This is a genomic window from Bacillus sp. FSL R10-2780, assembly GCF_038006125.1.
GTDB lineage: Bacteria > Bacillota > Bacilli > Bacillales > Bacillaceae_G > Bacillus_A > Bacillus_A cereus_U.
This window is the reverse complement of the sequence record NZ_JBBOUQ010000001.1, coordinates 3,362,110-3,383,994: the sequence shown is the minus strand read 5'-3', so window position 1 is coordinate 3,383,994 and position 21,885 is coordinate 3,362,110. Positions and strand designations below refer to the sequence as shown.

The window sequence follows — 21,885 nt, the reverse complement described above, 5'->3', positions numbered from 1 at the left end:
ATGACAAACATTCAAAAACGTTTTTATAAAGGCCGCGTAGCATTAAATGTATTAGCGAACAATATCCGAAATGCGAAAGACATTTTTGAAGCAGCAGAAGGTTATGTAGTAGTCGGCGTGTTATCAAAAGATTATCCGACAGTAGAAGAAGCAGTTACAGCGATGAAAGCATACGGAAAAGAAATTGATGACGCTGTATCAATCGGACTAGGTGCTGGAGATAATCGTCAAGCGGCGGTTGTAGCTGAAATTGCGAAGCATTATCCTGGTAGTCATATTAACCAAGTGTTCCCTTCAGTTGGGGCAACGCGCGCAAATCTTGGCGGAAAAGATAGCTGGATTAATAGTTTAGTATCACCAACAGGAAAAGTAGGTTATGTAAATATTTCTACTGGTCCAATAAGTGCGGCTGGAGAAGAAAAGGCGATCGTTCCAATTAAAACAGCGATTGCACTTGTACGTGATATGGGCGGAAATTCATTGAAATACTTCCCGATGAAAGGCTTAGCTCATGAAGACGAATATCGTGCTGTTGCGAAAGCTTGTGCTGAAGAAGGATTCGCATTAGAGCCAACAGGCGGAATTGATAAAGAGAACTTTGAAACAATTGTACGTATTGCGTTAGAAGCAAACGTAGAGCAAGTTATCCCGCATGTGTACTCTTCTATTATTGATAAAGAAACTGGCAATACGAAAGTAGAAGATGTTCGCGAACTATTAGCGGTAGTGAAGAAGTTAGTTGATCAATATGCGTAAGAAAATTGCAGCATTCGGTGAAGTAATGATGCGCCTGCAAGTGCCGGGATATGAATTACTATCGCAAGCAAACACATTAAATTACTCTTTTTCAGGTACAGGTGTAAACGTTGCAGCAGCACTTTCTCATTTAGGTCATGAAGGGTTTCTTATTTCAACTTTACCGGAAAACTCAGTTGGAGATGCTGCGGTATCGCATATTCAAAAGTTAGGCATTCAGGCACCGTTTATTTCAAGGGGCGGTAAATATGTTGGCATGTACTTTTTAGAAAATGGATTTGGCGCACGTGCAAGCCGCGTTACGTATTCCAATCGTTTAGAAAGTAGTTTCAACACAGCATCTGAAGAGATGTACCAATTTGAAGAAATCGCGAAGGAAATTGATATCGTTCATTTTTGCGGTATTACACTTGCGATGAATGATACGGTGCGCCATCATATGAAATTTTTAGCGAGAGCAGTTAAAGAAAACGGAGGTACTGTCGTTTTTGATTGCAATTATCGTCCATCGCTTTGGGGAGAAGACGGATATGAACAGGCGAAACCACATTATGAAGAAATGCTGGACCTTGCTGATATCGTTATGATGAACGAAAAAGATGCAATGTTCGTTCTTGGAATGAAAACAGAAGAGACAGAGCGAGAAGCACAACTTGTTGACCTTATTCCAAAAGTGGCTGAAATATATCATATCGCTACAATTGCTGGTACACATCGTTCTATTAATAGCGATAATACACACTCACTTCACGGATTCATATATAAAGATGGATCGTTCACTTTTGCAAAAACACTTACGTTTTCTGTATATGATAGAATAGGTGCTGGAGATGCTTATACGAGCGGGATTATTCATGGCGAGATAGAAGAGTTTGCACCAGAGAAAGCTGTTTCATTTGCGTCAGCAGCTGGAATGCTTGCACATACAATCGTCGGTGATACGCCAATGTCATCAGAGAAAGATATACTTCGGGCAATGACGGCATCAGTAGGTGATGTAGAAAGGTAGTGGGTGTAACGGTGAACGTAACGAGGAAAAAAGGACCATTATATTTACAAATAAAAAATATTATTCGTGATCGAATATTACATGGTGTATATGCGATTCATACGAATATTCCTTCAGAACCGCAATTAGAGGAAGAGTTCAAAGTGAGCAAAATTACAGTACGAAATGCGATTAAAGAACTCGCTCAAGAAGGATATTTGGAAAAGAAAAGCGGTAAAGGAACGAAAGTCATCCGTAATACTTCTGCGACAAAGCTTTCAAAGGGTAAGAAATTTACAGAAGTGTTAGTAGAAGAAGGATATAAAGTACAAAAGAAATTGTTAAAGGCAGAAGTAGTTCATAATGAAGAGGGAACAGTGCCGTTTCGATTATTCGGTAAAGAGAGTTTTCGAATTGAGCGTCTATACGCTTTAAATGATGCCCCGTACATTCATTATACGCACTATTTTTCAGCGCGCATGGCAAGTACAGACTTATCGGACTTTGATTTACAATCGCTTTATGATTTAGTTGAGGACCGAGGTATACATTTAGAAAACTTCAGAGATGAATTCGCTGTTGGATTTGCACCTAGCTTCGTTGCAGAAGAGTTAGGTGAACAAGAAGGGACAGCATTATTAAAACGTATGCGTTATTCTTACGATGAAGTTGGTGAAGTAATTGAATATAGTGAAGGCTACTACAATACGGAAATGCAGCATTATGTAGTAAATTATGATGTGTAAAAAGTGAAGAGGGACTAATTCCCTCTTTTTTTGTAAAAATTTTTCATATCGAAGGGGAATGGGATATGGATATATACTTATTAATCGTCACGTTAATTGCAATCGCAATTGTTATTTTAGGGGTATCGTGGTGGAAATGGCATGCATTTATTAGTTTAACAGTTGCTAGTCTATTTTTAGCTATCATGTCTGGATTGAACTTGACCAAAATTGTTACTGCCTATGAAACTGGTGTTGGAAGTGTACTAGGGCATTTAGTCGGTATTTTAGCTCTCGGTACGATTTTGGGTAAAATGATGTCTGATTCAGGGGCTGGCATGCAAGTAGCAGATTTCTTCATTCGATTCTTCGGGGTAAAAAAATTACCTTGGGCAATGTTATTTGCTGGATTTGTAATCGGGATTCCAGTGTTTTTTGAAGTAGGGATCGTCATCTTATTACCACTCGTTATTTCTATTCGAAAAACAACGAAGCAAAATATATTATTAATTGCTTTGCCTGTTATTGCGGGATTATCCATAGTACATGGGCTAGTGCCGCCGCATCCAGGTGCGATGACAGCAATCGGTATTTATAATGCGAATTTAGGGAAGGTACTATTGTATTCATTAATTATCGCGTTACCAACAGCAATTATCGCAGGGCCTGTATTTGCAAAGTGGGTACATAAGCGAGTTATACCTGAAAATGAACCAGAACTTGTTCGTGTTACAACAGTATCTACCGATTTACCAAGTCGTAAAGCTTCATTCTTTATCATTTTATTACCAGTAGTCTTAATGATTTTATCAGTAGTCGCACCATATATTTCATTACCGAAAAAAATGACGGAATTTTTAAACTTTATTGGAAGCCCAGTGATTGCTTTACTTATTTCATGTTTCGCAGCGTTTTATTTATTAGGTATACGACAAGGTATTGATAAAAAGATGATTAAAAAATTAACAGATGAAAGTTTATTACCGGTCGGTTCAATTATTTTAATTATCGGTGCAGGTGGTGGATTTAAACAAATATTAATTGAAAGCGGTGTCGGAACAGCAATCGCTCAAATGGCAGAGCATATTTCATTATCACCAATTGTATTAGCTTTCATGGTAGCTGGATTAATTCGAATTGCAACAGGATCAGCTACAGTAGCATTAACGACAGCGGCAGGAATTGTATCACCAGTCATTCAGCATATGTCTGGTGTAAATTTAGAATTGCTCGTTATTGCAACAGGGGCAGGATCATTAATGTTTTCTCATGTAAATGATGCGGGATTTTGGCTTGTAAAAGAGTATTTAGGATTAACAGTGAAGGAAACGTTTAAAACGTGGACTGTACTTGAGACATTATTATCATTTATTGCATTTGGTTTTGTACTTTTACTTAATATGTTCGTTTAAAAGAAGGGGGTGCCTATTTAAAGGTATCCTCTTTTTGTGTTGGGGTTCTTTTCACGAAACAAGCCCGTTTTTAGGAATGCCAAGCTTCCTATTTGCCCTGAAAACATAATATAAATGGAATCCCCTCATTTAGAGCAAGTTGAACTTGTTATGAATGATACTAAAGGAGGAATAGAGTAATGAGCGAAAAGTGTGAACACAGACATGATGATTGCGACCGTAGACGTGGCTGCGGAGGCGGTTTTGCGCTTCTAATCGTATTGTTTATTTTATTAATCATTATCGGTGCTAGCTGCTTCGGCGGAGGCGGCGGTTCTTGTGGTTACGGCGGTTATGGTGGCTATGGCGGCGGCTATGGTGGATACTGCTGCTAATTATTTAAAAACTATTGAAAATAGCCTTGTGCATATTGCACAAGGCTATTTTATTCATATTTTTATATGCTGTGATAATTTATTAATGTACAGGGAGCGGATTAAGAAGAAGAAAATAATCTCGATAATCCCGAATAACGTAAGTATAATGATTAATTCTTTTAATAAAGAGAAAGAAAACATGCTTTGTAAAAACTTAATCGCAAATATTGTATGAATACCAGCAACGATATAAGGAATGAAAAATAAAATTCCTAATTGAATCGTTGCAGAACGAAACATTTCTGATTCTGTTAAGCCGAGTTTTGTAATCGTAATGTACTTTTGTTTTTCAGTCGTTAAGTCGTTATACATACGGAAGTATAAAACACTTGCTGCCCCGATAAAGAAAATAAAGCCGAGAAATGTCCAAATAAAGAAAGTAGCAATTGAATTTCCTTTACTGTAGTTTAGATCATCAGCAGCTGTATAAATAGCAAATGGGATGTCTGTATTTTTATATGCCTCACGGAAGCTATCCGTATCATTCCAAATATGTTTTAACATATTTTTCGTCGGAACAATTGCATCTTCCCAGTTCTCAACGAAGTAGTTATAAACTATGGTCGTTTCAATATGAGGAATCATATTATCAAATACATAATCTTGTACAACAATTATATGTGGGAAAAGAAAGACTGGTCCGATCCCTTTATTAATAAATCCCTTAATATGAAATTCCTTTTTATTAGATCCGAGTGTAATTGTATTTTGTTTTGCAAATGGATTTGATACAAGATTTAAGAGTTCTGGCGAGTACCGAGAAATAATATAAACTTGTGTAGAATCAAGGGTTATTTCCGGCCTCTTTAATTGTTTCGCAAGTGTGTTATAGTCACTCATTTTCATAAGAGTAATGTCTTTGTTTAAAGCTGTATCTTGTAACATTGTAACCTTATGCTTATTGTATTGAAAATTAGCATTTGTAAGCTCCGTTTCAATTGTAGCAATGTGCTTTTGTTCAAAGGGATTTTCACCTTTGGACGTATATGTGAAGGGGAAAGGATATCGTTCTAATGTCGATGCTTTCGTATTATTATTAGCAGCAAATAATCCAATAATAATTGTAAATGCAAGTGCTGATAACATAGAAACGATAAAGAGCACATTAATATTACTACGAGTACGACTAGCTAAATCTGAAATCCATAACATGTTTATTTGTTTCATATAAAACTTTCTCCGCTTTTTTAAGATAAAGATAAAGAGGAGAAATGTTTGTGAAAAGAATAAATATGTTCCGACTACTACGAGCGGTAAAATAGATAAAATAATAAGGTATACAGAGCCGTTTTGTAAATTTTTTTCTGTTATATAGCTTTGCGGGTAACCGGCAATACAATAGCATAGCCCTAAACACATTAAGGCAAATAATGAAATGAGTATAGACGGCCTTTTTTCATTTTTTTCATTTTTATTATTTTTAATTAATCGAGTTGTTTTACGAGTACGAATGAACATCGGTGTAAATGTAGAAACGATGAAAAATAAAATAATAAAAGTTACTGTTGTAACGATAATTGCTTGTGTTGGCCAATATAAATAGAGGCCTTTTGCACTTGTTAATTTAGAGGTAACGAGTAAGAAAAAGTTAGAAAACACAAGGCCGCCTTGAATACCTGCAAAGATAGCGAGCATTCCAATTATCATATTTTCAGTAAACAAAAGCCGTTTTAACTGTTTTTGAGATATACCGAGAACAGTTAAAACACCAAATTGTTGTTTTCGTACATTTAAAAACGTCCCGATAGAATATAAGAGAAAGAAGAACGAGAACAAAACGATAATAAACTGTGCCATGCCAGCTAAGTTCATGAGCGGATCTTGTTCATGCAATTTATTTATAATTTGTAACCGCGGATGATACGCGTATACAGTAAAGGAAAAGAAAACCATAATGGAAAACGCACTGCTTACAAAATAAGCGAAATATGCTTTAGAATTACGTGAGACATTTTTAAATGCAAACTGCCAAAACGTCATCCACGTCTTCCTCCTAATAATGCTAAAACATCTAATATTTCTTGATAAAACTTCTCGCGATATAATCCGCGGTGTAATTCGTTGTAAAGCCCACCATCTTTAATGAAAATAACTCGGTTACAATAACTTGCTGCAAACGGATCGTGAGTAACCATTAAAATTGTTGCATCTTCTTCTTTATTTAATTTCGTAAATAATTCCATTACATCAATTGCCGCTTTCGAATCTAAGTTTCCTGTCGGTTCATCCGCAAGTAGAAGTGATGGGTGATGAATAACAGCACGTGCTACTGCGGTACGTTGTGCTTGTCCTCCAGAAACTTCAAAAATACGCTTGTCCAAAATATGATCAATTCCAAGTTTTGTTGAAATGTTATCGAGCTTCTCGTCCATTTCTTTCAAAGGGACATTATCTAACGTTAAAGGCAGCACGATATTTTCACCGATTGTTAGTGTATCTAATAGGTTAAAGTTTTGGAAAACAAATCCTAACTCTTGGCGACGGAAAATAGCAAGCTTCTCTCTGCGGAACGTGTGCGGTTGTTTTCCATTAATAATGACTTCACCAGAAGTAGGTGAATCAATTGTAGAGATAACGTTTAAAAATGTAGATTTTCCGCTTCCAGACGGCCCCATAATTGCAACGAATTCACCTTTATCTACGTGTAAATTTATATTTTTTAAAGCAGTATGAGGGACTTTTCCTTCATACACTTTTGAGACGTTTTTTATGTGTAATACTTCTTCCATAATAATCACCTTTCTATTTTTAAAACTTAATATGTTGTGATAATTTTTGCATATAAAAGGAACGAATTAAAAGGAAAAAGAGAATTTCAACCGTTCCAAAAATCATAAGCACGACTGTAATTTCAGCAAAAAATGAGAGATTTAATATTTCTTGCAACATCTTTGTCGCAAACATCGTATGGATCGATGCCATAATATAAGGAACAAAGAATAGGATAGCAAGTTGGATTGTAGCAGATTGCTTCATTTCGGTTTCTGTCAAACCAATCTTTGTAATCGTTATATACTTTTCTTGCTCAGTTGTTAAATCTGTATACATTCGGAAGTAAAGAACACTGCCAGCACCGATAAAGAAAATGACACCTAGGAAAGTACCGATTAAGAAGAACGAAGCGACATTTAGTTTTGTTTTGTATAGAGAATCGCTCGCTTCACTTGCATGGAACGGTGGGTGTTCTGCTTGGATAGCTTCATCATCTTTATTAATTTTTGTTGTAAATGCTGAACCAATGTCATGTGCTTTTTCCCAATCGTTCACTTTGAAACTATATACACTCATCTGTTTTGAAACGTTTGATAATGCTTCTACATTTTCATCAGATAATACGAGTAACTGTGATATTAAGCTATTTGGGAACGGGTTATAACTTTTATATTCTTTTATTTGTAACTGTAAAGAATTTTGGTTCAGCGTAAGAGTATTTTTTGCTTTTTGATCATGAATGGTTCCAATAACTTGACTGTCTAAATCTTTAATAAGGATATAAGATTCATTATTTTTTACGTTGAGATGTTCCCAGCTTAATGCATTAGCCAGTATGTTGTAGTCACTTTGTTTAATTGCATAATAGAGCTGCGGGCTTTCTTCCGCCGAAGATACTTCATATATATCTGTTTTAAATTTCTTATAAGTAAACTGCTCTTCGTTAAATTTTTGTTCTAACCAATTTAAATGTTCATCAGCTAACGTATTTTCGGTATGTGATAAATAAGTAAAAGGGAAAGGGTTTTGCCTTATTTCATCAAACTTTGTGAATTTCCCAAACCCATATAAGAATGTAATCATTGTGAAAGCGAGCGTTGATAACATCGTCACAATAAAGAGCATGTTAATATTCGTCCGGATACGGGTTGCTAAATCAGAAATCCAAAGCATATTAATACGTTTCATATAAAACTTTCTTCTCGCTTTTAATATACGAATGAGTAAGAAGCTAATTTGTGAAAAGAAAAAATATGTCCCAGCTGCAGCAAGTGATGGAATGACAAATATACTGGTGGCGGCGTACAAAACTCCAGCAATATCTCCTAGTGACATAAAATATAGCGGGTTTGCTGCTAACGCATATCCAGATAGTAAACATGTCACGCCAAAGAGAGAGATGAGTACAGATGCTTTTCTTTCTTTTTGTTTTTCACCTTCTTGCAAAAGTCGTACAGCTTTTCTCGTACGAATCAGCATCGGTGTAAAGGAAGATACGAGAATAAAGAGTCCGAAAAAGATTATTATTGTTAAAATAATAGCACTTGTCGGCCAATATAAATATAGACCAGGTACATGTGTAATTTTGGCAGTAACTAGTAGAAAGAACTGTGAAAAGACAAGGCCAAATTGAATGCCGAAAAATATGGATAGGACACCAATTAACATATTTTCTAGAAATATGAGCCGTTTTAACTGCTTTTGAGATATGCCAAGTACTGTTAAAATTCCAAATTGTTTTTTTCGTACTTTCAAAAACGTACCGATCGAATATAGTAAGAAGAAAAATGAAAAGAATACAATAATAACTTCTGAAATTGTCATTAATATGTTCAGAGCATAATTCACGTCTGTCATATGCAATTTAGGATGAAATAAATAAACTGCAAATGAGAAAAAAATAGCAATGGAAAACGCACTGCTTACAAAATAGGCGAAATAAGCTCTGGCGTTCCGTGTTACGTTTTTAAAGGCAAACTGCCAAAATGTCATTCACCTGAACCTCCTAATAGAGTGAAGAGGAAAAGGATATAAGAGATACCCTTTTCCTGTACTAATATATTCATAAAACTTAACCATTCGTATACTCTGATAACTTTTGCATGTAAAAGGAACGAATGAATAAGAAAAAGACGATTTCAACTATGCCAAAAATAATAAGAACGGCTGAAATTTCTTTGAATAGTGATAAATCAATTACATCTTGAAGCATTTTTGTTGCGAACATTGTATGAATGGATGCCATAACATATGGAACGAAAAATAAAATGCTAAGTTGAATGGTTGCAGATCGTTTCATCTCTGCATTTGTTACACCAATTTTTGAAATTGCTACATATTTTTCTTGTTCGTTTGTTAAATCTGTATACATTCTGAAGTAAAGAACGCTACCTGCTCCAATAAAGAAAATGACACCTAAGAATGTCCCGATTAGGAAGTATGCAGCACTTCCTGATGTGATTCTATATAATGAGTCTGCTGATTCATAGGAGCGTATAAGGGGGCCTTCGTATTGGAATTCCTGTCGATCTTTTTGTATTTTTTTCATAAAATCATTAGCAATTTCATACGTCTTTTCCCAGTTTTGTACGTTATAATTGTACGCTGATACATGCTTTGTTGTACTTGGTAAGTTGTTTACAACAACATCAGGTAAAATTAAAGTTTGATATGAAAAGTTAGATGGAATGGCCCCTGCTTGTTCATAGCCCTTTACTTGTAATATCGTATTTGTGCTAGAAAGTGTAATGGATTTTCTATTGAAGCTTGGATCAAATTGGCTGAATAAGGTGAAATAAGCGCTGCCGCTTAAGACATATGCTTCGTTATCGCTCATGAATAGTTGTTTCATTCGCAGGGAAGCTGCAAGTTTATTATAGTCACTTTGTTTCATTGCATAGATGTCATTGTAAGTCGTTATACCTGCATCTTCTTTCAGTGGTGTTTCATATAAATCAGCTTCTATCTTTTTATAAGAGAAATTTTCTTTTTGTAACTGCTGTTCAAGCCAAGTTAAATGCTTGTTAGCAAAAGGATTTGCGTCATATGAAAAATAAGAAAATGGAAAAGGTGAACTTCTCGTAACATCTAGCTTTGTAAACTTTCCAAATCCATATAGAAATGTAATCATTGTGAAGGCTACTGTAGATAGCATCGCTACAATAAAAAGCATATTAATATTTGTTCGAATACGACTTGCTAAATCAGAAATCCAAAGCATATTAATCCGTTTCATATAAAAACTTCTTCTTTTCTTTAAAATATAAATAAGTAAGAAACTAATTTGAGAAAAGAAAAAATATGTCCCAATTGTAACAAGTGCTGGAATCACAAAAATACTTGAAACCATATATATAACGCCTACTTGCGGGTTTACTGAGAAGAAATATTTAGGATTTACAGCTAAAATATAACCACCTAATAAACAGATAGCACCAAACAGAGAAATTAATATGGATGGTTTTCTTTCTTTTTGTTTTACATTGTTTGTTTTTAAAAGGTGCAATGCTTTTTTTGTTCGAATAAGCATTGGTGTGAATGCAGATACAGCGATAAAGAGAACAAGAAACACAATCGTTGTTAAAATGAAAGCATTCGTAGGTATATATAAATATATCCCTGGTACGTGCGTAATTTTCGCCGTCACTAATAAGAAAAATTGCGAAAAGACAAGCCCAAACTGCATACCAAAAAAGATAGATAAAATACCAATTAACATATTTTCCGTAAAAACGAGACGATGTAATTGCTTTTTCGATATACCTAAAACGGTTAAAATACCAAATTGTTTTTTACGAACTTTTAAAAACGATCCGATTGAATATAGTAAAAAGAAGAAAGAGAACAGTACAATGACAACTTCTGAAAAAATCATTAATCCTGAAATTTCAGAGATCATACTGAAATTTTGTAATTTCGGATGAAATAAATAAACAGCAAACGAAAAGAAAACAGCAATGGAAAAGGAACTGCTTAAAAAATAGGCAAAATAAGCTCTTGAGTTGCGCGTTACATTTTTAAATGCAAATTGCCAAAATGTCATAATATGTACCTCCCGTTAGAAGGCCAATATGCAGTTTTATTGCAAAAAATGTATGAGAGTATATTCTCATACATTTTGCTAGCATATGTTCCAATCATGCTTTGGTCACCTTCTCCGTATTTTCTGCTTGATTGTTTGCAGCGTTGTGGAAGATGATTTTAATCGTCGTTCCTTTACCAACTTCAGAGTCTAGTTTTACAGAATGACCTAAATAATCACAAATTTTACTTACGATATAAAGTCCCATACCAGTAGATTCTCCGAATGTACGACCATTTTTCCCAGTGTAAAATGGTTCAAATACTCTTCGAACATCTTCTTGCGGAATACCAACGCCCTCATCACGAACTTCCAAAATGATATCTTTTCCATTTCGATAAGCTGATAAGAAAACTTTCTTTCCGCGTTCACCAGAATAACGAACAGCATTTGTCATTAACTGATAAATGATGAACTTTAGCCATTTCGCATCAGAAGCAACTTTTAAATCTGAATGAACTTCTAAAACAGGGAAGACCCCGTTTCGAATGAATAGTTCTTTTAATCCGTTAATATTTTTTGTTACAGCATCTTTTAATGAAACGGTCTCAACATGGAAGTCTTCATGGAAGTTGTTTAACCTTGCCATGTATAAAGCCATATCGAGTCCTTGATTTAGTCGCTCTAATTCTTTTTTAAATTGCGGGATTAAATGTTCATCTTCCATTTCAAGCACCATAAGTTGCATAACAGAAACGGGCGTTTTCATTTGATGTACCCAGTGGTTAATAAATAATTGGTGTTCTTGCTGTTTTACTTCAAATGTTTGTAGGTCTTTTTGGAATAGACGATATTGCGTACGAACGAGCTCGTTTACACCGTGGGGCATAGGAGCAGTCGCTCTTTCAATAAACGCATCTTCCATTTTCTCTGGTGGTTCACTTAATCTGTGGTACATTCTACGATTACGAACGTAACGATAAGCGAGGAAACAGATGAATAAATATAAGCTTAAAACGATGAAGTAAAACTTATTATTTTGAAATCCATCTACTGCATCATAGAGAACGAAAATGATTCCGAAGTTTAATACATATAGTAGAAAAAATGCAAAATGATCACGTAAAAATAGCTTCATGCTTATTCACTCCAAGTTGTGTTAAAACGATATCCAAGTCCACGTACTGTTTCAATAGAGTTCTCAATACCAAGCTCATTAAACTTTTTACGAAGACGCGTAATGTTTACGTTTAATGTATTTTCTTCAACGAAGCTCTCATCATCCCAAAGGGCAGCTAATAAATCTTCACGGCTTGCTGTACGAGGGAATTTAGATAATAGCATTTCTGCTAAAATAGCTTCTTTCTTTGTTAAAAGAACTTGCTCAGATCCGAAATGAATTTCTGGACGTTCAGGGAATAGTTTTAAACCTTCTACTTCAACGATACGTTCAGAAATATTTGGTGCATAATCACCATAAATACGGCGTAATTGACCTTTAATTTTTGCCATTACAACGTCATAGTGGAACGGTTTCGTAATGTAATCATCCGCGCCACTTTCAATCGCCATAATTTGTTCCATTTCACCAGCACGAGCTGAAATGAAAATAATTGGACAAGTAGATTCATGACGGATTTGACGGCACCAGTAGAAACCATCGAATTTCGGTAAGTTTACATCAAGTAAAACAAGATGTGGTTTCACGGCGTTAAACGATTCCATAATATCATCGAAGTTCTCCGCAACAACAGCATCATAGCCATATTTTTGAATGTGAGATTGTAGTAATGATGAAATATTTGGATCGTCTTCAACGATTAAAATTTTATACATATGTATATTCCTCCTAAAAAAAACAATTGTAGCTATAGTGTACCATGTGTTTCTCGTCTTTTCATTATGTTGAAATGAGAGCTATATAAATATAAAGATTTTAAAAATAACATAAAACCTATCTTTTTAGGGGAGAGAGAGGATCCAGCCATGCATAGAAGCGGTCAGAGCCTTTTTTGCCCCGTACGAAGTAAAAACAAAGAAATCAAATGAATAGGGTTTCCTGTTTGTTATATATAGCATAGCTGTGGCGTATTTATAGGTCAAAAGTGGAAAAAGTAAAAAGGCTATGGATACAATTGACAATTACTGGTTTTTAATTTAATATTTAGATAAATATCTAAATGTCTAATTAGTGAAGGGAAGAAAGACATTGAATCAAGCATTCAAAGCATTAGCAGACCCAACAAGGCGAAAAATTTTAGATTTATTAAAAGAAGGCGATTTAACAGCTGGCGAAATTGCTGAACAGTTCAATATGACAAAGCCAAGTATTTCACATCATCTAAATGCGCTCAAAAATGCTGAACTTATCCAAGATGAAAAAAGAGGACAATTCGTTATGTACTCTTTAAACACAACTGTATTTCAAGATTTATTGACTTGGGTATTTACGTTTACGAATAAGGGGGAAGAGGGGAAATGAAAAAACATCTTTTTGCAATTATATTAGTTCTTATAACTTGTATCGCATGGGCGTTTGCTTGGCCTCATTTGCCGGATACAATCGCGACACATTGGAGTGGTGGTAAGGTAGATGGCTATTCTTCTAAATTTTACGGAATGATTTCTATGGTTGGAATTATGATTGCGTTATATGTATTTCTAAATGTGATACCAAAGATTGATCCAAGGAAAGCAAATTACGAGAAATTTTCTAAAGCTTTTATGATGATGAATAACGGGATACTCCTGCTACTATTTGTAGGAAATATAGATATTATTACAAGTGGACTAGGATATAATTTATTCATTAATCGAGTTCCAGAATTATTAGTTGGTGTTTTATTTTTAGTGATGGGTAATTATTTACCGCAGTGTAAGCCTAACTTTTTCGTTGGGATGCGTAATCCTTGGACGTTAAGTAATGAAGAAGTATGGCGGAAAACACATCGATTTAGCGGAAAAGTATTTGTGGCTTTAGGACTTATTATGATTATAAGTGTTTTCGCTCCAGCTGATTGGAGATCTTATATGATGCTTGGGATTATAGTAATTGCTGTCCTCATAACGAATTTATATTCTTACGTTTTATATAAAAAAGAAATGCAATTGTGAGCAATAATCGATTGAACTGTACGAGTCAAATTTTATATTTATAGTTTCTATGTGTTAAGAGATTTAAATACTCAGTGGGGATAATGAAAAAGCTCGCTGAGTAAATTTTTTGCTTTTAGGTCTGAAAATTCAGTTAAAAAGGATAGTTTGGGGGAAATCACATGTTAGAAATTATAAATTTTAGCAAGACATACAAAGGTGGAAAAAAAGCAGTAGATCATTTAAATATTACTGTTCAAGCAGGAGATATCTTTGGATTTATTGGGCATAACGGTGCGGGGAAGAGTACAACGATTAAGTCGTTAGTAGGAGTTATAGATTTTGAAGAGGGTGAAATTTTTGTTGATGGCCATTCAGTAAAAAAGGATCCGATTGCATGTAAGAAAGTAATGGCGTACATTCCTGATAATCCCGATTTATATGAGCAATTAACAGGAATTCAATATTTGAACTTTGTTGCGGATGTTTTTAAGGTGTCTGCAAAAGATCGGGAAAAGGAGATACAGAAGTATGGGGATGCTTTTGAGATTACACCTTACTTGGGAGACTTAATATCTTCTTATTCACATGGTATGAAACAAAAAGTGGCGATTATATCAGCGGTTTTGCATAAACCGAAATTATTAGTTTTAGATGAACCTTTCGTTGGTCTTGATCCAACGGCAGCCGTAGTATTGAAAGGTATTATGAAGGAGCTTTGTGAAAAGGGAAGTGCGATTTTCTTTTCTACACATGTTTTAGATGTGGCGGAGAAGTTATGTAATAAAATAGCGATGATTAATAGAGGGAAATTAGCACTTTCAGGGGAAGTGAATTCTTTAATAAAGGAAGGATCATTGGAAGAGCTCTTTATGAAGGAGCTTGCTAATGAATACTAATAGTCTAGGTCTTTTGAAAATCCGGTTGATAACGCAGCTTGGTTTAAATACTTTTAAATATGAAAAAGATAAGAAAAAGAAGCAGAATAAAATTTTGCTGACAGCATCTATTGCCTTGGTGGGTGTCATGTTAATGCTATATTGCGGAGCCTCAGCATATGGGTTGGTGAAACTAGGAATAAGTGAAATTATCCCAGTTTATGCACTAGTTATTAGCAGTGTATTGACGTTGTTTTTCACTATATTTAAGGCAAATGGAGAGATTTTTGCTTTTAAGGACTACGATCTTTTAATGTCATTACCGATTCGTGTAAGTACTGTTATTACAAGTAGGTTTTTGTATTTATATTTGCTGAATACGATCTTTTCAATCATAATCATGCTACCAATGGGAGTTGTTTATGGCATACATGAGAAGCCATCAGTTTCTTTTTACTTTATGTGGTTTATCAGTATGTTTATAGCATCTTTAATTCCAACAACAATCGCAGCGATATTTGGAGCTATGATTACGGCAATCGCTTCTAAATTTAAAAATACGAATAAAATAACTACGATTTTAAGTTTTATAGTAATGATTACATTCGGCTTCTTTATGCTAAAAAACGGAAATGCTCAATATAGCCTTAATGATATGAATGGGATTGGTGCAATTGTTTCAGAGCAACTAACTAAAGTGTATCCATTAGCTAACATGTTTCAAAAAGCAATTGTTCATGCTGATCTTGTAGCTTTCATCCTATTCGTTGGGATATCGGTTATTTGGTATTATCTTTTTGTAAAAATACTTTCGTTAAAATATAAGCAAATAAACACAGAGATTACCACTTATCATATGCTTTCAAATTATGAGATTAATAGTATGAGAAGAGAAAGTGTATTGGTCGCGTTGTATAAAAAAGAACTGAAACGTTTCTTTTCTTCTACAGTGTATGTCATAAATAGTGGAATGGGAGTTGTGATGGCGCTAGCTTTCGCGCTAGCTATAGTTGTAGTAGGACCAAGTCAATTAATAGCGTATCCTGGAATTGAGCCCCTGTTGCAAAAGGTTGCTCCATTTGCTATTGCAGCAGCGATTTCGATGACGTGTACAACATGTGTGTCATTGTCTTTAGAAGGAAAAAATGTATGGATTATTAAGTCATTGCCTATAGCGCCAAAGATAATTTATGACAGTAAAATTCTTATGAATCTTTCATTAAGTATACCTGCATCACTTATTAGTGCCGTATTACTGATAATAGGGTTAAAACTAGATGTTTGGAGTTCTTTTTTAATCGTCATAACACCGATAACATATTCATTCTTTTCGGCAGTATGGGGAATTTTTATTAATAATCGATTTGGTTATTATGATTGGGTATCAGAAACTCAAATAGTAAAACAAAGTGTAGGATCGTTTGTTGGTATGTTTGGTGGTTTAATTACGGCTGTTATACCTGCCTTTTTAATCGGTACTGCTACGATCTCGAACTACAGAGTATTTACTTTTGTAGTTATTATAGTGCTTGCGATTATTACTCTTTTCTTGTATAAGAACGAGTCGAGAAGAAGTATAAAATAAAAAGCTGCTTTTCCTTTAAAGAGGAAGAGCAGCTTTTATTTTGAAAAAGTTTAGACCTTTATATTACTTTTTTAAAACAGGTACCCATATCTCGCTTCTGAAATTCGGCGAAGATACGTCTTTACTTTCATTCCACAATATTTCCGGTCCTTCTGCTAGTTCATAGTTTGAGGAAGGGAACCATTCAGAATAAATACGCCCCCATACATTTTGTAATGCATCAGGAAATGGACCGACAGCTTCAAATATAGCCCATGTTGAAGCAGTAACTTCAAGTTGTTTGAATTGCTTTGGACAATCTTTTGTCGTAGTTACTCCAATATAGTGATCGAGTTCTCCTTTTTCCTCCATTCTCCCTTCAGAAAAATTCGTAGAAGCACTAATAATTCCTGCAGGTTCAATATTTGAAAGGGACTTTAATGTTTCGATTGATTGGCTGTCTAAACTTTTCCACATAGAAGCAATTTCTTCGTTTACACCGTTAAAAACGATTGGTACTCGTTTTGTAATACCTATAATTCGAAATGAGTCTTTTTCTTCAATTCGATAGTTCATTTCACTTCCTCCTTGAATAGATAATTGGAAGGCCATTGGTGAATAAGATTTCAAAGAATGACTAGTATTTCGAGCTTCTGAAGGCGTTATTCCGTGCAAATTTTGAAATGCACGTGTAAATGAATCTGGTGAGTTGTATCCATATTTTATAGCGACATCAATGACTTTTGCATTGCTATCTTTTAGTTCAAAGGCAGCAAGCGTAAGACGTCTACAGCGAATATATTCTGATAGTGATATGCCAGCTAAAAAAGAAAACATTCTTTTGAAATGATATTCGGAGCAGAGAGCTATTTTTGCGACTTCTTTAAAATCAATTTCGTGTGTAAGGTTGTCTTCAATATACTGCATTGCCGCATTCATATTTTTAAGTGAATCCATTATATGACCTCCTCTATAAATAGAATATCAGGAACAAAATAGCTCCATCCGACATTTCGTGCACAGCTTTGTAGGGTGCATTTTTAACCTTACAAAATTGTAATGTTCCTGTAAGGAGAATGAATGGATGGTATGATATCCCAATGCTATAGTAACAAAGTACTTTCATTCAGTAGGTTAAATTTTTATGTCTTTACTTATGTGCCTTACATAACTGTCATGTTTGTGTAAGAAACATCGATAGTGGCAAGAGTAGAGAGTGTATATAGTTGAAAATAGAGAATAGAAGAAATGAGGGATGTCGAGATGAAAACAGTGTTAGAAGCAAAAAATATTGAAAAAGTATATGACACAGGTGGGAATAAATTTGCAGCTTTAAAAGGTATTAACTTACAAGTAAAAGAAGGTGAGTTCGTTGGAATTATGGGACCTTCTGGTTCTGGTAAGACGACTCTTTTAAATGTTCTTTCTACAATTGATAATGCGACGGACGGTGAAATTTTAATTGATGGAAAAGATATCGTGAAGATGAATGATGATAAGCTAGCTTTGTTCCGCCGCGATCATTTAGGTTTCATCTTCCAAGATTATAACTTATTAGATACGTTAACGGTAAAAGAAAACATTGCGTTACCTCTTGCGTTATCGAAGGTGAAAGCGAATGAGATTGATCGCCGCGTTCTTGAAATCTCAAAGAAATTCGGTATTGATCATATTTTAAGTCAGTTCCCATATCAAGTATCTGGTGGGCAGAAGCAGCGCTGCGCAGCATCGCGTGCGATCGTTACAAGTCCTAGTATGATATTTGGGGACGAGCCGACTGGAGCACTTGATTCTAAATCAGCGACAGATTTATTAGAAAGTATGAAGTCGTTAAATGAATATGATAACTCTACAATTTTAATGGTAACGCATGATGCATTTGCGGCGAGTTATTGTAAACGAGTTATTTTCATTAAAGATGGTGAGTTATATAAAGAATTGCACCGCGGTGAATCAACACGTAAACAGTTCTTCCAAAAAGTCGTTGACGTAATGTCTTCCATTTCTGGAGGTATGGCTGATGACCTTATCTAGCATTGCCCTCCGCAACATACAGCGGAACTTTAAAGACTACTTTGTATATTTTGCATCTATGATTTTTAGTATTGTAATTTACTTTACATTTAAAGCACTACAATATAATTCGCAAATGGAAAAAGCTGCGGAAGGTTCTAAAAAAATTAGCGGTGCGTTTCAAGTTTCAAGTGTCATGCTAATCATCTTCGTAGCGGTGTTCATTATATATTCGAACGGTTTCTTTACACGGAAGCGTAAAAAAGAAGTTGGGCTATATTCGTTACTAGGTATTCGAAAAAGACAGATCGGTAAAATGCTCTTTTATGAAAATATGTTAATGGGATTAATGTCTTTAATTATTGGGATTGCGATTGGTAGCGTCCTTTCAAAACTATTCCTTGAACTACTAGTAAGTATGATGGGGTTAAATTTAAATGTTCATTTTGAAGTACCGATGGCTGCAATTGTTGATACAGCAATTATTTTCTTTGTGATTATATTGTATACATCACTTCAAGGATATCGTTTAATTTATCGATTCAAGCTAATTGAACTTTTCCGCGCAGAACGCGAAGGAGAAGCAATGCCAAAAGGATCTGTAATTATGGCGTTAATTTCAATTTTCTTAATCGGTTCAGGTTATTTCTTAGCATTAATGTTCATGAAGGCAGTTAAGTATGCAGACTTTATGGCAGTTGCACTTTATATTTTACTTGCGACAGTAGTAGGTACGTACTTACTATTTATGTTCTTTACAGTATTCGTATTAAAACGTGCAAGAAATAATAAATCATCGTTTTATAACGGTATGAATATGATAACGACATCACAGCTACTATATCGTATTAAAGGGAATGCAAAGTCACTTGCAACAATTTCTATTTTAAGTGCGGTAACATTAACAGCAGTTGGTACGTCAGTTACGATGTATTACAACACATTTACACAATCAAAAGCATTCGCGCCATACAGCTATTCTTATGAGAAAAAAGATGCAGAACTAGATAAGAAAGTAAATGCGATTTTTGCTGAAGAGAAAGAGAATCATCCTGTAAAAGATCAATTTGAAGTTGAGATGGTTCCTGTAAAAGGAAAGTTTGAAGGAGATAAAGTTGATTTCATCCTTAATATGAACTACAGTATCTCAGAGAAATATCAATTTATGTCTCAATCTGAATTTAATAAACTTGCTAAAAAAATTGATGCAGAAACAGTGAATGTAGCTGCTGGTGAAGCATTTATATATGATAGTTCTTATATTGAAGGGCATGAGTTTAGCCCTCAATATAAAGGAAATAAAGCGGTATTCCAAATTGGAAATGAAACGAAGAAATTAGCGATTCAAGGCGCAAATGATAATGCAATTACGAACTTAGGTGAACTAGTTGTTGTCGTTTCAGATGAAACATATGAACAAGCGAAGCAAGCATTTGGAACACGTGTTGTAAAAAATATTGATGTAAAAGATGAAAGAAACAGTAAAGTATTAACAGAAAAATTAACAAAAGTGATGCCAGCTGGTGAATCAGAAATGGTACCATCATTTAGAGATTTCTACACTGGTTTCCAAATGGGGCTTGAAGGAACTGGACTAATGATGTTCATCGGAATGTTCTTAGGACTTGTATTCTTACTAGCAACAGGTTCTATCATTTACTTTAAACAATTAACAGAAGCAAATGCTGATCGTGAGCGTTATGTTGTACTTCGTAAAGTCGGGGTAACGAAACAAGAAATGAAAAAAGCTATCGCAAAACAAGTAAGCTTTATCTTTGCGATTCCGTTAGTAATCGGAATTCTACACAGTTTGTTTGCATTAAAAGGTTTAGGGAACATACTACCATTTGAAATTATGATTCCGCTCCTAATTAGTATCGGAGTATACGGTGTTATTTATATCGGATATTACTTCTTAACAGTTCGTTCTTATTATAAGATTGTGAGCGCGAAGTAATAAAGGGGCAGCTATCGCTATAAGCGGTAGCTGTTTTTTGATTTCTTCATAAAATCTTAAGAAATCTCTTCAATTTTTATTAAGAAACGATAGTTATACTTAAACACAAGTTAAAAACTATTGAACGAATGGGGAGAGATTTACATGCAACTCATAACATTCTTACATGAATTTATTAAACACCCGAAACATACTGGTGCGATTGCGCCAAGTTCAAAAATATTAGCAAAGAAAATGGTAGATGTAATTGATTTTAATAGAGCAAAGTGCATTGTGGAATTAGGTCCTGGTACAGGAGTCTTTACGAAAGAAATTATGAAGCGAAAGAAGAAGGAGACAATATTTCTTCTTATCGAAATTAATGAAGTGTTTTTCAAAGAGCTAAAGAGAAAATTTAAAGATGAGCAGAATGTCATTGTTGTACATGGTTCAGCTGAAAATATAAAGACGTATATGGAAGAGCTCAATATAGAATGCATTGATTACGTCTTATCAGGATTGCCTTTCACATCTTTACCAGAAGAGGTTTCACAACGCATTTTAAACAACGCAATGGAAGCGATACATGAGAGTGGTGAATTCATTACATTTCAATATTCACTTGTAAAAAAAGGATTTATACAGCATTTCTTCCCTGAAATTACACTAGAAAAAGTTTGGTTTAATTTCCCGCCAGCCTACGTCTTTAGCTGTAAAAAAGAGCTAAGGGGAGCATATGCATAATGGAGCTACATGAATTAATATCATACATTGAGCAGTATGGTTATTGGGCACTATTTTTTTGTTTATGGCTTGGTATTATCGGTATGCCGATTCCAGATGAAATGATTGTAATGAGTGGTGGATTTGTATCTTCATTAGGCGTATTAAGTGTCATTCCTGCGTTTTTATTAACATATTTAGGCGTTGTATCTGGGCTTTCTTTAGGTTACATACTAGGGAAAATATTTGGCATAAAAGTGCTTAAAAAATTGATGAAAAAGAAAAAGGCGAAGTACCTTTTAAAATCACAAGAGATAGTAGGGAAATATGGTCATTATGCATTAGTAATAAGTTATTTTATCCCCGTTGTGAGACATATCGTACCGTATTTAGTAGGGATGAATAACATGTCATTTAAAACGTATGCGATTTATTCATATGTAACAGGATTTGTTTGGACGTTAGTTTACTTTGTACTAGGCTCTATATTTGGAAAGCATATAGAAATGATAGTAACCCTTGTGACCGAGTATGGTATATATTTTGGTGGCATCGTTATCATGGTTTCTAGTATTTCTTATGTGTATATGCATAAGAAGAATGCAGTAGTGAGTGAAATAAAGCAACATTCATAGTTTGGTAAATGAT

Annotated in this window: 20 protein-coding genes; 13 read left to right on the top strand and 7 right to left on the bottom strand. The window is 34.7% G+C overall.

Annotation, left to right across the window (positions count from 1 at the left end):
• The 5 genes from dagF (at position 1) to NSQ47_RS17655 (ending at position 4,255) form a co-directional block, all read left to right on the top strand.
• The gene (dagF, locus tag NSQ47_RS17675) at positions 1-756 is read left to right on the top strand and encodes a 2-dehydro-3-deoxy-phosphogluconate aldolase (RefSeq protein ID WP_341037556.1); all 756 of its coding nucleotides are present in this window, start codon (positions 1-3) and stop codon (positions 754-756) included.
• Positions 749-1,765 (top strand): sugar kinase, encoded by a 1,017-nt coding sequence (locus tag NSQ47_RS17670; protein ID WP_341037555.1) that lies wholly within the window; start codon positions 749-751, stop codon positions 1,763-1,765. The genes dagF and NSQ47_RS17670 overlap by 8 nt, the downstream gene beginning before the upstream one ends.
• A complete protein-coding gene (locus NSQ47_RS17665; RefSeq protein WP_341037554.1) occupies positions 1,765-2,490 on the top strand; it encodes a GntR family transcriptional regulator in 726 nt (241 codons plus the stop codon). The genes NSQ47_RS17670 and NSQ47_RS17665 overlap by 1 nt, the downstream gene beginning before the upstream one ends.
• 65 nt (positions 2,491-2,555) lie before the next feature.
• The gene (gntP, locus tag NSQ47_RS17660) at positions 2,556-3,881 is read left to right on the top strand and encodes a gluconate permease GntP (protein WP_341037553.1); all 1,326 of its coding nucleotides are present in this window, start codon (positions 2,556-2,558) and stop codon (positions 3,879-3,881) included.
• Positions 3,882-4,060: 179 nt separating this feature from the next.
• Positions 4,061-4,255 carry a YjcZ family sporulation protein gene (locus tag NSQ47_RS17655; RefSeq protein ID WP_002112522.1) on the top strand — a complete coding sequence of 65 codons (195 nt, stop codon included), beginning with the start codon at positions 4,061-4,063 and terminating at the stop codon, positions 4,253-4,255.
• 54 nt (positions 4,256-4,309) lie between these two features.
• On the opposite strand, the gene NSQ47_RS17650 is transcribed toward NSQ47_RS17655, so the two are convergent.
• From NSQ47_RS17650 to NSQ47_RS17625, 6 genes are all read right to left on the bottom strand, one after another.
• Positions 4,310-6,277: an ABC transporter permease gene (locus NSQ47_RS17650; RefSeq protein WP_341037550.1), complete on the bottom strand. Its 1,968-nt coding sequence runs from the start codon at positions 6,275-6,277 to the stop codon at positions 4,310-4,312.
• A complete protein-coding gene (locus tag NSQ47_RS17645) occupies positions 6,274-7,026 on the bottom strand; it encodes an ABC transporter ATP-binding protein (RefSeq protein ID WP_002112520.1) in 753 nt (250 codons plus the stop codon). The genes NSQ47_RS17650 and NSQ47_RS17645 overlap by 4 nt, the downstream gene beginning before the upstream one ends.
• 19 nt (positions 7,027-7,045) lie before the next feature.
• Complete coding sequence (locus NSQ47_RS17640) at positions 7,046-9,001, bottom strand: ABC transporter permease (protein ID WP_341037547.1); 1,956 nt, start codon at positions 8,999-9,001, stop codon at positions 7,046-7,048.
• A 79-nt stretch (positions 9,002-9,080) separates the two neighbouring features.
• Positions 9,081-11,051, bottom strand: coding sequence for an ABC transporter permease (locus NSQ47_RS17635; protein WP_341037545.1), 1,971 nt, complete (start codon positions 11,049-11,051; stop codon positions 9,081-9,083).
• Positions 11,052-11,145: 94 nt separating this feature from the next.
• Positions 11,146-12,168 carry a sensor histidine kinase gene (locus NSQ47_RS17630; RefSeq protein WP_002034498.1) on the bottom strand — a complete coding sequence of 341 codons (1,023 nt, stop codon included), beginning with the start codon at positions 12,166-12,168 and terminating at the stop codon, positions 11,146-11,148.
• 2 nt (positions 12,169-12,170) lie between these two features.
• Complete coding sequence (locus tag NSQ47_RS17625; RefSeq protein WP_002034497.1) at positions 12,171-12,866, bottom strand: response regulator transcription factor; 696 nt, start codon at positions 12,864-12,866, stop codon at positions 12,171-12,173.
• 373 nt (positions 12,867-13,239) lie between these two features.
• On the opposite strand from NSQ47_RS17625, the gene NSQ47_RS17620 reads away from it, so the two are divergent.
• The 4 genes from NSQ47_RS17620 to NSQ47_RS17605 all read left to right on the top strand — a co-directional run bounded on the left by NSQ47_RS17620 (position 13,240) and on the right by NSQ47_RS17605 (position 16,586).
• The gene (locus tag NSQ47_RS17620) at positions 13,240-13,512 is read left to right on the top strand and encodes an autorepressor SdpR family transcription factor (RefSeq protein ID WP_002089211.1); all 273 of its coding nucleotides are present in this window, start codon (positions 13,240-13,242) and stop codon (positions 13,510-13,512) included.
• Positions 13,509-14,144: an SdpI family protein gene (locus tag NSQ47_RS17615; protein WP_002112514.1), complete on the top strand. Its 636-nt coding sequence runs from the start codon at positions 13,509-13,511 to the stop codon at positions 14,142-14,144. Before NSQ47_RS17620 ends, NSQ47_RS17615 begins: the two co-directional genes overlap by 4 nt.
• A 161-nt stretch (positions 14,145-14,305) precedes the next feature.
• Positions 14,306-15,022, top strand: coding sequence for an ABC transporter ATP-binding protein (locus NSQ47_RS17610; RefSeq protein ID WP_341037543.1), 717 nt, complete (start codon positions 14,306-14,308; stop codon positions 15,020-15,022).
• On the top strand, positions 15,012-16,586 hold the full coding sequence (locus NSQ47_RS17605) for a putative ABC transporter permease subunit (protein WP_341037542.1): 1,575 nt from the start codon (positions 15,012-15,014) through the stop codon (positions 16,584-16,586). The genes NSQ47_RS17610 and NSQ47_RS17605 overlap by 11 nt, the downstream gene beginning before the upstream one ends.
• Before the next feature lie 63 nt (positions 16,587-16,649).
• On the opposite strand, the gene NSQ47_RS17600 is transcribed toward NSQ47_RS17605, so the two are convergent.
• A complete protein-coding gene (locus tag NSQ47_RS17600; protein WP_341037541.1) occupies positions 16,650-17,522 on the bottom strand; it encodes an AraC family transcriptional regulator in 873 nt (290 codons plus the stop codon).
• 306 nt (positions 17,523-17,828) lie between these two features.
• Here NSQ47_RS17600 and NSQ47_RS17595 point away from each other — a divergent pair, with 306 nt between their 5' ends.
• From NSQ47_RS17595 to NSQ47_RS17580, 4 genes are all read left to right on the top strand, one after another.
• Positions 17,829-18,599, top strand: a complete 771-nt coding sequence (locus NSQ47_RS17595; protein ID WP_002067765.1) for an ABC transporter ATP-binding protein — start codon at positions 17,829-17,831, stop codon at positions 18,597-18,599.
• A complete protein-coding gene (locus NSQ47_RS17590) occupies positions 18,586-20,535 on the top strand; it encodes an ABC transporter permease (protein WP_002160084.1) in 1,950 nt (649 codons plus the stop codon). Before NSQ47_RS17595 ends, NSQ47_RS17590 begins: the two co-directional genes overlap by 14 nt.
• Positions 20,536-20,679: 144 nt before the next feature.
• The gene (locus NSQ47_RS17585) at positions 20,680-21,258 is read left to right on the top strand and encodes a class I SAM-dependent methyltransferase (RefSeq protein WP_341037539.1); all 579 of its coding nucleotides are present in this window, start codon (positions 20,680-20,682) and stop codon (positions 21,256-21,258) included.
• Positions 21,258-21,872, top strand: a complete 615-nt coding sequence (locus NSQ47_RS17580; protein ID WP_341037537.1) for a DedA family protein — start codon at positions 21,258-21,260, stop codon at positions 21,870-21,872. Before NSQ47_RS17585 ends, NSQ47_RS17580 begins: the two co-directional genes overlap by 1 nt.
• Positions 21,873-21,885: the final 13 nt, after the last annotated feature.